The sequence below is a fragment of the Agromyces sp. H17E-10 genome, assembly GCF_022919715.1.
Taxonomy (GTDB): Bacteria; Actinomycetota; Actinomycetes; order Actinomycetales; family Microbacteriaceae; genus Agromyces.
Genome location: NZ_CP095042.1, coordinates 4123990 through 4137160, shown reverse-complemented (window position 1 = coordinate 4137160; position 13171 = coordinate 4123990). Strand labels below are relative to the sequence as shown.

The window sequence follows — 13171 nt, the reverse complement described above, 5'->3', positions numbered from 1 at the left end:
AACCCCCAAGTCTACGGGCACGGCCTATTGTGGAGAGGACCCCGGGCGTCCGGGGCGGGAAGCGGGGCACGCGGAGTGATTCAGCCGGCCGGATTCGAGGGCAAGAGGCTGCTCGTCGTCGCCTTCGAGGGATGGAACGACGCCGGCGAGGCGGCGACCGGGGCCGCGAAGCTCCTCGTCGAGCGGCTCGGCCTCGTCGAGATCGCCGCCGTCGACCCCGAACTCTACTTCGACTACCAGTTCACCCGTCCGACCGTGGTCGCCGGCGACGACGGCGTCCGCCGGCTCGAGTGGCCCGGCGCGGCGGTCCTCGGCCCCAGCGGCGGCGAGGGCGACCTCGACGAACCGGTCACCGGCCCCGGAGCATCCGGCCTGCACGTGCTCATGGGCGCAGAACCCGCCCGCAGCTGGAAGGCGTTCGCCGCCGAGCTCATCGACGCGGCCCTCGCGGCCGACATCGACGGCATGGTGATGCTCGGGGCGATGCTCGCCGACGCGCCGCACACGCGCCCGCTGACCGTGTTCGCGTCGAGCGAGAACCCCGAGGTGCGCGAAGCGCTGGGCGTCGAGCGCTCCACCTACGAGGGACCGGTCGGCATCCTCAGCGTGCTCGCCGACCGCGCCGAGCGGCTCGGCATCCCGACGGTGTCGCTGTGGGCCTCCGTTCCGCACTACGTGCACAACGCGCCGTCGCCGAAGGCCGTCCTCGCCCTCCTCGGCAAGCTCGAGGAGCTGACGGGGCTCTCGATCCCCCGCGGCACCCTCGAGACCGAGGCGCAGGCATGGGAGGCGGGCGTCGACGCGCTCGCCGCCGACGACGAGGAGATGGCGGGCTACATCGCCCAGCTCGAGCAGGCGCGCGACGCCGTCGACGCGCCCGAGGCGAGCGGCGAGGCGATCGCCCAGGAGTTCGAGCGCTACCTGCGCCGCCGCGGCGACGGCCCCGAGGGACGTGCCGACGGCCGGGGGCCTGCGGCTCCCTGACGCGTCCGGCCGCCTCCGGCGCTGATGCAGTGACCTGCGCCCGCGGGCGCGTCCGATCGGGATGCCTCCGGCGGAGGCATCCCGGTTCAGGATGGCCCTCAGAGGGGCTGGAGCGTGCCGTTCGCGAGCAGGAAGAAGATGAGCCCGCCGAGCGCGATGCGGTAGATCACGAACGGCAGGAAGCTGTGCTTCGAGATCCACTTCATGAAGAACGCGATCACGAGGATCGCCACGAGGAACGCGACGCCCGTCGCGGCCGCGGTCTCGAGCGGGCTGTAGACGCTGGGCTCGTCGAGGCTCTTCACGAGCTGGAAGAGCCCGCTGCCGAACACCGCCGGGATCGCGAGCAGGAAGGCGTACCGCGCGGCCGCCGCCCGCTCGTAGCCGAGCAGCAGGCCCATCGTGATCGTGCCGCCCGAGCGGGAGACGCCGGGGATGAGCGAGAGCGACTGGGCGAGGCCGAAGAGGATGCCGTGCGGGTAGGTCAGCTCGTCGAGCTTGCGGCGCTTGGCTCCCGCCCAGTCGGCGAGGCCGAGGATGATGCCGAACACGACGAGCATCGTCGCGGTGATCCAGAGCGATCGCAGGACGGTCTCGATCTCGTCCTGGAACAGCAGCCCGAACACGACGATGGGGATCGAGCCGATGATGATGAGCCAGCCCATGCGCGCGTCGGGGTCGTTGCGGGGCACCCGTCCGGTGAACGACCCGAACCAGTGCGACACGATGCGCACGATGTCGCGCCAGAAGAACACGACGACCGCGGTCTCGGTGCCGAGCTGGGTGATCGCGGTGAACGCCGCGCCCGGGTCCTGGGCGCCCGGGAGGAACTCGCCGAGGATGCGCAGGTGGGCGCTCGAGGAGATCGGGAGGAACTCGGTGAGGCCCTGGACGAATCCGAGGATGAGCGCTTCGATCACGTGGTGCATCCGCCTTCCGCCTCCGCGGAAGTCGGAGGTGTGCGCAAGCCTTCCGGGCGCGGGCCGATCGCGGGCCGCTGCGCCGACGACTCGCCGGTCAGTACTCGAGGAGCAGGTCGCGAAGGACCCGCCTACCGAAGACTAGTGCGTCGAGCGGCACCCGCTCGTCAACGCCGTGGAACATCGCAGGGAAGTCCAAGCCTTCGGGCAGGCGCAGCGGCGCGAACCCGTAGCCCGCGATACCGAGGCGGCTGAGCGCCTTGTTGTCGGTGCCGCCCGACAGCAGGTACGGGAACACGGGCGCGCCCGGGTCGTGCGTCTCGAGTGATCGCTTGACGGCGTCGACGAGACTGCCCGACGTGGGGCTCTCGAGCCCGACGTCGCGGTGCACGATCTCGATCTCGACGTCGTCGCCCACGAGCGCCTGCACCTCGGCCAGCACCGCCTCCTCCTCGCCCGGGAGGGTGCGGATGTCGACGAGCGCCTCGGCGCGGTCGGGGATGACGTTGTGCTTGTACCCGGCCTCCAGCAGCGTCGGGTTCGACGTCGTGCGCAGGGTCGCCGTGATGAATCCCGATGCCGATCCGGTCGCGAGGGCGAGCTCGTCGGGCGAGACCTGCTCGGGGTCGACGCCCAGGACGGCGGCGATCTCGGCCAGCAGTTCTCGCGTCGTGTCGGTTAGGCGCATCGGCCACTCGGTGCGACCGAGCGTCGCGATCGCCTCGGCGAGCTTCGTGATCGCGTTGTCGCGGATGAGCCGGGAGCCGTGCGCCGCGACGCCGCGGGCGACGAGCTTGATCCAGAGCAGGGACTTCTCGCCCGTCTGCAGCAGGTAGGCGCGACGGCCACCGACCGTTATGGAGTAGCCGCCGACCTCGCTGATCGCCTCGGTCGCGCCCGCGAAGAGCTCGGGGTGGTGGTCGACGAGCCAGCCGGAGCCCGCTCCCCCGCCGGCCTCCTCGTCGGCGAAGAACGCGATGACGAGGTCGCGCTCGGGCTGACCGCCGTCGGCGAGCACGTCGCCGAGGGCGGCGAGCATCATCGCGTCCATGTCCTTCATGTCGACGGCGCCCCTGCCCCAGAGCATGCCGTCGCGGATCTCGCCCGCGAAGGGGTCGACGCTCCAGTTGCGTGCGTCGGCGGGTACGACGTCGAGGTGGCCGTGCACGACGAGTGCCGGCTTCTCGGGGTTGCGCCCCGGCACGCGTGCGACGACGCTCGTGCGGCGCGGCTCGGGTTCGAACATCCGCGGCTCGAGGCCGAGCGCGGCGAGACGCGCTTCGACGTACTCGGCGGCCTCGCGCTCGCCGTTCGCGCGACCGTTGCCGTAGTTCGAGGTGTCGAAGCGGATGAGGTCGCGGGCGATCACCGCGGTCTCATCGAGCTGGGTGTCGGGGTTCGCGGATGCCTCGGCCATGCGTTCCACGCTAGTCGGTACCGGCTCCCCCGCGAGTTTCGTTCGTCTCATCCGGGGTTTCCGCTGCGGGAGGCACCGGCTGCGATCGTTTGGTCAAATGCCCTCTCGAAACCGTGCTAATGTCTTCTACGGCCGCTGAGAGATCAGCGGAAACCACGCGCGGGTGGCGGAATTGGCAGACGCGCTAGCTTGAGGTGCTAGTGCCCGTATAGGGCGTGGGGGTTCAAGTCCCCCCTCGCGCACGTGGGTCGAAAGGGCCGGATCGGAAGATCCGGCCCTTTCGCGTTTCTCGGGGCGGTTGCGGACGTTCGGTTTCGACGACTTGCCACATTCGAACATGTGTTCGAAACTTGATGGGTGACGCCGGCTGCTCCCCTCTCCTCGTCGACGGCCCGCCTCGAGCGGGTCGACGAGTTGCAGGCGCGCATCCACGGAATGCAGGCGACCCGGCTCGACACCCGGGCGGTGCCGACCCATCCCGCCTTCGCCGGGCTCCTGCCGGGCGGCAGCCTGCGCGAGGGCACCGTCGTCGAGGCACGCGGGTCGACCACCCTCGTGATGGCGCTGCTCGCGACCCCGTCGGCGAGCGGGCGCTGGGTCGCGGTCGTCGGTATGCCCGAGTTCGGCGTCGAGGCCGCCGCGCGGTTCGGCATCGACCTCGACCGGCTCGTGCTCGTGCCCGAACCGGGTCGGCAGTGGTTGCCGGTCGTCGCGGCGCTCGCCGACGTCATCCCCGTCGTCGCGGTGCGGCCGACCGAGCGCGTCGCCCCCGCCGAGGCATCCCGGCTCGCCGCCCGCCTGCGCGAGCGCGGTGCCGTGCTCATCGCCGCCGGCGCCTGGCCGGGCAGCGACGCGAGCCTCGAGGTCGAGGCGAGCGAGTGGCACGGGCTGGGGGTCGGCCACGGCCTGCTCGACGAGCGCGAGGTCGTGGTGAGCGCAGCCGGGCGGGGATCGTTCGTGAAGCGGCGCCGGTCTCGGCTGCGGCTGCCCGACCGGTCGCTCGGGTTCGCGGCGATGGCCGAGGCGGGGGCCGCCCGACCGGCCGGCGTCCTCTCGTCGTCCGAAGCCGCCCCGTCGGCCGGCGGGCCCGGGCTCGCACCCGTGCTGCACGGCGAGTTCCGGAGGCCGGCATGATGCCCGGCTCCCCCACCCGCTCGATCGTGCTCTGGTGCCCCGACTGGCCGGTGTTCGCCGCCGCCCGCGAGGCCGGGCTCGACCTCGACGCCCCGATCGCGCTCACCGACCGCGGTGCCGTGCACTCGTGTTCGGCGGCGGCACGTCGCGACGGGGTGAAACGGGGGCTCCGGCTCCGAGAGGCGCAGTACCGCTCCCCCGCGCTCACCGTGCTGGCGTACGACCCGGTGCTCGACGTGCGGGCCTTCGAACCCGTCGTGCGGCGGGTCGAAGGCGCCGTGCCGGGCGTCCAGGTCGTGCGGCCGGGCACGCTCGCGATGCGTGCGCGCGGACCGGCCCGCTACTACGGCGGTGAGGATGCCGCGGCCCGGGCGCTGCTCGACACCGTGACGCAGCTCGGCCCAGAAGTTCGCGTCGGGGTCGCCGACGGGCCCTTCGCCGCCGAGCAGGCGGCGCGGGCGGTGCGGGCCGCACCGGACGTCGGCATCGTGGAGCCGGGCGGCGCGGCCGGGTTCCTCGCCCCACTGCCCGTCGGCCTCGTGGTCGACGAGCGCACCCGGGTGCTGCTGAACCGGCTCGGTGTGCGGACCCTCGGCGAGTTCGCGGCGCTGCCCGCCGACGACGTGCGCCGGCGGTTCGGGGCGGCCGGGGCGTTCGCCCACGACCGGGCCGCCGGGCGCGAGTCCACCGGCGTGGCTGCCCGCACACCGCCACCCGAGTTCGAGGTGCTCGCCGAGTTCGAACCCCCGCTCGACCGCATCGACCAGCTCGCCTTCGCGTTCCGGGTGCGGGCCGAGGAGTTCATCGACCGCATGCGGGCGGTCCGCCTCGTCTGCACGGCGATCCGCGTCGAGCTCGACGACGAACGCGGTGGCCGGTCGAGTCGCAGCTGGCTGCATCCGCGCTGGTTCACCCCAGCCGACGTGGTCGACCGGGTGCGCTGGCAGCTGCAGGGTGCCGGCACGGCCGACAGCGGGCTCGCCTCGCCGATCACGGCGTTGCGGGTGATCCCCGAACGGGTCGACGGGACGGCGAACCACGAGGAGGGCCTCTGGGGCCGCGGGCCCGACGAGCGGGTGCACCACGCGCTCACCCGGGTGCAGAGCATGCTCGGGCACGAGGGCGTCGTCACGGCGGCCGTCGGCGGCGGTCGCATGCTCGCCGACCGGCAGGTGCTCGTGCCGTGGGGCGACCGCCCGCCCGAGCGACGCGAGGCACCGTGGCCGGGCAGCCTGCCGGCGCTCGCACCGGCGAGCGTCTTCCGCGAGCGGCATCCGGTCGCCCTGCTCGACGCGGCGAGCGCGCCCGTCGCGATCGACGAGCGGGGGGCGATCTCGTCGCCCCCCGAGACGTTCGCGGTCGGCGGCGCCGCGCCGGCACGGGTGCGCGCCTGGGCGGGGCCGTGGCCGGTCGTCGAGCGCTGGTGGGACGACGAGCACGCCCGCCGCGTGCACCGGTTCCAGCTCGTCGACCACGACGGCTGCGCGTGGCTGCTCGTGCGCGACGCCGACGGCTGGTGGGCCGAGGCGAGGTACGACTGATGGCCACCGCACGGAGGGACAGCCGCTGATGGGCTGGAACAACCCAGAGATCCCGTGGTCGGAGCTCGAGCGCAAGCTCAGCGACCGCCGCAGGCCGAGCCCGTCGAAGCTCATCGCCGACGGGGGCGACGGCCCGGCGTTCAGCCGCAAGCGCCAGCCCTACCGGCCGAGCGAGGGGCTCACCGCCCCCGAGGGCCCCGTCGTGCCGTACGCCGAGCTCCACGCGCACACGAACTACAGCTTCCTCGACGGCGCCTCGGCGCCCGAGCAGCTCGTCGAGGAGGCGCACCGGCTCGGCCTCACGGGGCTCGCCGTGACCGACCACGACGGCTTCTACGGCATCGTGCGCTTCGCCGAGGCGGCTGAGAGCTTCACCGAGCTCACGACCGTCTTCGGGGCCGAGCTCTCGCTCGGGCTCTCCGCGCCGCAGATGGGTGCGGCCGATCCCGAGGGCGAGCACCTGCTCGTGCTCGCGCGGCAGGAGGCCGGCTACCACCGGCTCGCCGCGGCGATCACGGCCGGACAGCTCGCGGGCGGCGAGAAGGGCCGCCCGGTCTACGACCTCGACGACCTCGGTGCGCGGGCCGGCGGCGACTGGACGGTGCTCACGGGGTGCCGCAAGGGGGCGGTCAGGCGGGCGCTCGCGACCGACGGTGCGGATGGCGCATGGCGAGAGCTCGACCGACTGGTCGCGCTGTTCGGGCGCGACCAGGTCGTCGTCGAGTTCTTCGACCACGGGCACCCGACCGACCAGCGGGCGAACGACCTGCTCTCGGGCCTCGCCGAGCGTGCCCGGCTGCGGGTCGTCGCGACGAACGCCGTGCACTACGCGACCCCGCCCGAGCACCGGCTCGCGAACGCGCTCGCCGCCGTTCGGGCCCGGCGCAGCCTCGACGAGCTCGACGGGTGGCTGCCGGCCTCCGACGGCCAGCACCTGCGCAGCGGTGCCGAGATGCAGGCCAGGTTCGCGAGGTACCCGGGCGCGGTCGAGCACTCGGTCACGCTCGCCGAGGAGCTCGGCTTCACGCTGCGCAGCGCCAAGCCCAGGCTCCCCCGTCAAGAGGTGCCCGAGGGGCACACACCGATGAGCTGGTTGCGCGAGCTCGTTCGGCAGGGTGCTGCGGAGCTCTACCCCGAGGCATCCGATGCGGTGCAGGCCCGGCTCGAGCACGAGCTCGCGATCATCGAGCAGAAGGACTTCCCCGGCTACTTCCTGATCGTGCACGATCTCGTCCGGGAGGCGCGCAGCCGCGGCATCCTCTGCCAGGGACGCGGCTCGGCCGCGAACTCGGCCGTCTGCTACGCGCTGCGCATCACCGCCGTCGACTCGATCAAGTTCGGCCTGCCGTTCGAGCGGTTCCTCTCGGCGCTCCGCGACGAGGAGCCCGACATCGACGTCGACTTCGATTCCGACCGGCGCGAGGAGATCATCCAGTACGTCTACGAGAAGTACGGCCGGCAGAACGCCGCGCAGGTCGCGAACGTCATCAGCTACCGGCCGAAGGTCGCGGTGCGCGACATGGCGAAGGCGCTCGGCTACTCGGCCGGGCAGCAGGACGCGTGGTCGCGCCAGGTCGAGCGCTGGGGCGCGGTGGTCGAGACCGACGACCACGACATCCCGGCGCCCGTGATCGAGCTCGCCGAGCAGGTGCTCGGGTTCCCACGCCACCTCGGCATCCACTCGGGCGGCATGGTGCTCACCGACCGGCCGGTGGGTGAGGTCTGCCCGATCGAGCACGCGCGCATGGAGCGCCGCACGGTGCTGCAATGGGACAAGGACGACTGCGCCTGGATGGGCCTCGTGAAGTTCGACCTGCTCGGGCTCGGCATGCTCGCCGCGCTGCAGTACACGTTCGACCTCGTACGCGAGCACACGGGCGAGACGTGGGAGCTGCAGTCGATCCCGAAGGAGGAGCCGGCGGTCTACGACATGCTCTGCCGGGCCGACTCGATCGGCGTCTTCCAGGTCGAGAGCCGGGCGCAGATCGGCACGCTCCCCCGCCTGAAGCCGCGCGAGTACTACGACCTCGTCGTCGAGATCGCGCTCATCCGGCCGGGGCCGGTGCAGGGCGGTGCGGTGCACCCGTACATCCGGCGGCGCACGGGCGAAGAGGCGGTGAGCTACCTGCATCCGAACCTCGAGCCGGTGCTCGAGCGCACGCTCGGCGTGCCGCTCTTCCAGGAGCAGCTCATGCAGATGGCCGTCGCCGTCGGCGGCTGCAGCGCCGCCGACGCCGACCTGCTGCGCCGGGCGATGGGCTCCAAGCGCGGGGTCGAGAAGATCTCGAAGCTGCGCGAGAAGCTCTTCGAGGGCATGGCCGACAACGGCCTCAGCGACGACGACGCGCAGGCGATCTACGAGAAGATCGAGGCGTTCGCGAACTTCGGCTTCGCCGAGAGCCACGCGCTCTCGTTCGCCCTGCTCGTCTACGCGAGCTCGTGGCTGAAGCTGCACTACCCCGCCGCGTTCCTCGCGGCGCTGCTGCGCGCCCAGCCGATGGGCTTCTACTCGCCGCAGACCCTCACCGCCGACGCACGCCGGCACGGGGTGCGGGTGCTGCGCCCCGACGTGCTGCGGTCGGGCGTGCACGCGGGGCTCGAAGCAGTCGTCGACGCGGATGCACCGGGGCGGGCGTCGTCCGGCCGCCGCACGCCGACCGGCATGGCGGCGTGCGCGTGCCCCGACCAGCCCGACATCGGGGACTTCGACCTCGACGCCCCCGACCGGTCGGCCGAGCACCGTCGCGACGGTGCCTTCGCGGTGCGGCTCGGACTCGCCGACGTCTCGTCGATCGGCGTCGAGGTGGCGCAGCGCATCGTCGACGAGCGCGAGGCGCACGGGCCGTATCGCGACCTGGGCGACCTCTCCCGGCGCGCGGCGCTCGACACCGAGCAGTTGGAGGCCCTCGCCGCGGCGGGCGCCTGCGAGGGCTTCGGGCTCGCACGCCGCGAGGCGCTGTGGCTCGCGGGCGAGGCGGCGCAGGATCGCGCCGAGTTCCTGCCCGGCTCCGTCGTCGTGGTGCAGCCCCCGCTCCTGCCGATGCTCTCGCCCGCCGAGCAGGTCGTGTACGACCTGTGGGCGACCGGCATCTCCCCCGACGACCATCCGATCCGGCACGTCCGCGAACGGCTCGACGAGCGCGGGGCCGTGCGCATCGACCGTCTGCGCGAGGTCGAGTCGGGGCGCCGGGTCGAGGTCGGCGGCGTCGTGACCCACCGCCAGCGGCCGGCGACGGCCTCGGGCATCACCTTCCTGAACCTCGAGGACGAGTCGGGCACGCTCAACGTGATCGCCGGCGTCGGCGTCTGGAACCGCTACCGGCGCATCGCCCGCGAAGCACCGGCGATGGTCGTCCGCGGCATCCTCGAACGCTCGAAGGAGGGGGTCACGAACCTCGTCGTCGACCGCTTCGAGCCGCTCACGGTGCAGGCGCAGACGCGGTCGCGCGACTTCCGGTGACGCGCCGATGACACGTCGCCGACCGACGTCGGCCCACTCGCCAGTGCGCCTCGCGCGACGGCGACCGGTGCTCCGATAGCCTCGACCGGTGCCTGCGACCCCTCCACTCGACGCCGACCCCTTCGACCGCTACGGCAGCGACGTGCTCGCCGGCGACTGGAAGGCCCACGGCCGCACCGTGATCCCGACCGTCGAGGCCGAGCGCGACCTCGTCGTCGAGCTCGCCGAGTCGGGCTACTGCGGCGCCGTCGTCGGCATCGAGCAGGGCAGCGTCGTGCTCGAGGACCGCTTCGGCAAGCGCCGGCTGTTCCCGCTCGGTCACGGATTCCTCGTCGAGGGGCGCGCCGTGCAGCTCGTGAAGCCCAAGCCGAAGGCCCCGGTGGGCCGCCTGCGCACCGCCTCCGGCTCGTTCGCCGTCGAGCAGGGAGGGCCCGCGAGAGTCGCCCTGCCGAGCCGCATCTTCGTCGAGGGCCGGCACGACGCCGAGCTCGTCGAGAAGGTCTGGGGTGCCGACCTGCGGGTCGAAGGCGTCGTCGTCGAGTATCTCGAGGGCGTCGACGTGCTCGACGACGTGCTCGCCGAGTTCCGGCCGGGGCCGGGTCGCAAGGCGGGCGTGCTCGTCGACCACCTCGTGCCGGGCTCGAAGGAGCAGCGCATCGCCGACGCGGTCGCGCGCGGCCCGCACCGGGCGCACGTGCTCGTGGTGGGGCATCCGTTCATCGACGTCTGGCAGTCGGTGAAGCCCGCCCGCCTCGGCAAGCAGGCCTGGCCCGTCATCCCACGCGGCACCGAGTGGAAGCACGGCGTGTGCGAGGCGTTCGGCTGGCCGCACGCCGACCAGGCCGACATCGCTCGGGCCTGGCAGCACATCCTCGGCCGGGTGCGCGGCTACGGCGACCTCGAGCCGGCCTTGCTCGGCCGCGTCGAGGAGCTCATCGACTTCGTCACCGCCCCGGCCGACTGACCACGGATCGACGCGCTCGCGCGCGGAGCCGGTACGGCGAGATCCTCAGATCGAGAAGCCGCCGTCGCTGTGGATGAGCTGGCCAGTCACCCAGCGCGCATCGTCGGAGACGAGGAAGCGCACGAGCTTCGCGGTGTCGTCGGGTGTGCCGAGTCGACCGGTCGGCTGCTGCGCGGTGAGCGCCACGCGGGTCGCCTCGTCCATCCAGCCGGTGTCGACCGGGCCGGGATTCACGAGGTTCGCGGTGATGCCGAGCGCCGCGAGCTCGCGCGCCGACGCCCGCACGATCCGGTCGAGCGCGCCCTTCGAGGCGCCGTACGGCACGTTGCCGACGATGTGGTCGCTCGTGAGCGCCACGATGCTGCCGCCGCCCGCGGGCACCTGCGCGGCGAACGCCTGCACGAGCAGCAGCGCGGCGCGCGTGTTCACGGCGAAGTGGCGATCGAAGCTCTCGAGCGAAGTGTCGAGCACACCCGAGTCGACGCTCTGCGCGTGCGAGAGCACGAGGGCGCTGACGGGGCCGAGCGACGCGGATGCCTCGGCGACGAGCCGCGCGGGCACCGCGGGCTCGGCCAGGTCGGCGTCGAGGCCGACCGCACGGGCGCCGATCGAGCGCAGTTCGGCCTCGAGCGATGCCGGGTCGCGGTCGGGGTCGCCGCCGAGACCCATGCGGCGGTCGTAGTCGGCGAGGTGGCTGAAGGCGATGTCCCAGCCGTCGGCGGCGAGCCGGGTCGCGATCGCCCAGGCGATCGTGTTGCGACGACCCGCGCCGGTGATGAGTGCGACGGGACGGTGCATGGTGCTCCTCGAGGTGGTGCGTTCGGGCCGGCTCGGCGGATCAGCCTATCGTCGTCCCGAACGCGAGCCCCAGAAGATAGGTGACCGCGGCGGCGCCGAGTCCGATCGCGAGCTGGCGCAGGGCCCGCTTGAGCGGCGACGCACCGGAGAGGAGGCCCACGGTCGCCCCGGTCGCGAGCAGCGCGATGCCCACGAGCACCGTGGCCGTCACGACCGCCGCGATGCCGCTCATGCCGAACAGGTACGGCAGCACGGGGATGAGCGCCCCGGAGGCGAAGAAGCAGAAGCTCGAGATCGCGGCCGCCATGCCCGTGCCGATCGCCTCGTCGTCGTCGGCTTCGATCGCGAGCGCGTCGGTCGGCGACTGCGCGAGCTCGGCGGCCTGCACGCGGGCGACGACGAGGGCGGCGTGCTCGACGGCCTCATCGGGTTCCATGCCGCGGGCACGGTACACGAGGGCCAGTTCGTTGGCGTCGACGTCGAGGTGCGGCAGCGCCTCGCGTGCGGTGGGGTCGGGCGCCGACGCCTCGAGCAGCTCGCGTTGCGATCGCACCGACACGTACTCCCCCGCGCCCATCGACAGCGCGCCGGCGAGCAGTCCCGCGACGCCGGTGAACAGCACGACGCTCGCGGGCACGCCCGTCGCACCGATGCCGAGCACGAGCGCGAGGTTCGAGACGAGCCCGTCGTTCGCGCCGAACACGGCGGCGCGGAAGGTGCCCGCGAGCCGGCGGCGGCCGCGTGCGGCGAGCCCGCGCACGACCTCGCCGTGGATGCGCTCGTCGGCGGCCATCGCCGCGGTCGCGTCGGGGTCGGAGGCGTAGGGTGAGCGGCCCTCCGCGCGCTGCGCGAGGGCGAGCACGAAGATCGAGCCGAAACGACGTGCGAGCGAGGCGAGCAGGCGCGTGCGCACGTCGGCACGCGGAACTCCCGAGTCGTCGCCGCCGAGCAGTGCGAGCCAGTGCGCCTCGTGGCGTCCTTCGGCGGCGGCGAGGGCGAGCAGGATCTCGCGCTCCTCGCCGTCGCGGCGTGCGGCGAGCTCACGATAGACGGCCGCCTCGGCCCGCTCGGCGGCGAGGTACTTCCGCCAGCGGTCGCGATCGGCCGGCGTGCCCTTCGGCGACTCGTCGGTCATCGTGCCTCCTCGATCATGGCGGGCGCGGGCCGAGACGGTCGTGGGCCCGCGTCATCGCGCGGCCGCGTCACGGCCGACGACCACGCTATCGGCCACGATGCGTCGAGCCGCGCGATTCCGCAGGATTGGCAGCATTTCGGACGACCGAACCGGGAGCTCGGGCGGGATCCCCGGCACCACCGTCTCGGCGATCGCCACGAACACGGATGCCCCGGCCCGAGATGATCCGAAACCGTGGCGATCGCCGAAGACGTGGCGGGCGGACCAGCCCGTGTCAGCCGACGAGCTTGTTCCAACCGTCGCCGTCGACGTGCTCGAAGATGAGGTTGGTCTCGGTGTGGGCGACCGCGGGGTGGCCGGTGAGGTGGTTGAGCACGAACTCACGAAGCTCTTCGGCGTCGCGTGCGGCGACGTGCAGGAGATAGTCCTCGGCGCCGGCCATGTGGAACACGCCGAGGACCCCGGGCAGGTGCGGCACCTGTGCACGGAAGGCGTCGATCTCGCCCCGGTCGTGCTTCACGAGTCGCACGGCGATGAGCGCTTGGAGCGAGACGCCGAGCGACGCGAGGTCGACGTCGACGCGGTAGCCGCGCACCGTGCCGAGCGACTGCAGCCGACGCAGTCGGAGCGATACCGTGGACTCGGCCACGCCGACCTCGGCGGCGAGGGCGGCACCCGATGCGCGGGCGTTCGTCGACAGCGCCTGCAGGAGCGCCCGGTCGACGCGATCGAGTTCTGGCTTCTGCGCCATGCGTGCACCTCATTCGCGAGAGATTGCAGATACTTCGAGATTTCAATCACATCTTAGCGATCGTGCG

Annotated in this window: 10 protein-coding genes and 1 tRNA gene; 6 read left to right on the top strand and 5 right to left on the bottom strand. The window is 72.8% G+C overall.

The genetic code is table 11. The features are described from left to right. The first annotated feature begins 75 nt into the window (after positions 1-75). Positions 76-984, top strand: coding sequence for a PAC2 family protein (locus MUN74_RS18655; RefSeq protein ID WP_244854099.1), 909 nt, complete (start codon positions 76-78; stop codon positions 982-984). Positions 985-1082: 98 nt separating this feature from the next. Here MUN74_RS18655 and MUN74_RS18650 read toward each other — a convergent pair whose 3' ends face one another. Both MUN74_RS18650 and MUN74_RS18645 read right to left on the bottom strand, forming a co-directional pair. Then, positions 1083-1913, bottom strand: coding sequence for an undecaprenyl-diphosphate phosphatase (locus MUN74_RS18650; RefSeq protein ID WP_244854098.1), 831 nt, complete (start codon positions 1911-1913; stop codon positions 1083-1085). Positions 1914-2001: 88 nt separating this feature from the next. Beyond that, entirely contained in the window at positions 2002-3321 is a 1320-nt protein-coding gene (locus MUN74_RS18645; RefSeq protein ID WP_244854097.1) for a M20/M25/M40 family metallo-hydrolase, read from the bottom strand. Positions 3322-3478: 157 nt separating this feature from the next. Here MUN74_RS18645 and MUN74_RS18640 point away from each other — a divergent pair. From MUN74_RS18640 to MUN74_RS18620, 5 genes are all read left to right on the top strand, one after another. Continuing rightward, positions 3479-3563: transfer RNA gene (locus MUN74_RS18640), tRNA-Leu, on the top strand. A 115-nt stretch (positions 3564-3678) separates the two neighbouring features. Beyond that, positions 3679-4455: a hypothetical protein gene (locus MUN74_RS18635; RefSeq protein ID WP_244854096.1), complete on the top strand. Its 777-nt coding sequence runs from the start codon at positions 3679-3681 to the stop codon at positions 4453-4455. Beyond that, entirely contained in the window at positions 4452-5996 is a 1545-nt protein-coding gene (locus MUN74_RS18630) for a DNA polymerase Y family protein (RefSeq protein WP_244854095.1), read from the top strand. The genes MUN74_RS18635 and MUN74_RS18630 overlap by 4 nt, the downstream gene beginning before the upstream one ends. Positions 5997-6024: 28 nt before the next feature. Beyond that, a complete protein-coding gene (locus MUN74_RS18625; RefSeq protein WP_244854094.1) occupies positions 6025-9456 on the top strand; it encodes an error-prone DNA polymerase in 3432 nt (1143 codons plus the stop codon). 88 nt (positions 9457-9544) lie between these two features. Continuing rightward, positions 9545-10420 (top strand): DUF3097 domain-containing protein, encoded by an 876-nt coding sequence (locus MUN74_RS18620; protein WP_244854093.1) that lies wholly within the window; start codon positions 9545-9547, stop codon positions 10418-10420. A 45-nt stretch (positions 10421-10465) separates the two neighbouring features. On the opposite strand, the gene MUN74_RS18615 is transcribed toward MUN74_RS18620, so the two are convergent. From MUN74_RS18615 to MUN74_RS18605, 3 genes are all read right to left on the bottom strand, one after another. Then, on the bottom strand, positions 10466-11218 hold the full coding sequence (locus tag MUN74_RS18615; RefSeq protein ID WP_244854092.1) for an SDR family oxidoreductase: 753 nt from the start codon (positions 11216-11218) through the stop codon (positions 10466-10468). 40 nt (positions 11219-11258) lie between these two features. Then, the gene (locus MUN74_RS18610) at positions 11259-12353 is read right to left on the bottom strand and encodes a VIT1/CCC1 transporter family protein (RefSeq protein WP_244854091.1); all 1095 of its coding nucleotides are present in this window, start codon (positions 12351-12353) and stop codon (positions 11259-11261) included. A 274-nt stretch (positions 12354-12627) separates the two neighbouring features. After that, a complete protein-coding gene (locus MUN74_RS18605; RefSeq protein ID WP_244854090.1) occupies positions 12628-13104 on the bottom strand; it encodes an Lrp/AsnC family transcriptional regulator in 477 nt (158 codons plus the stop codon). Positions 13105-13171 lie beyond the last annotated feature (67 nt).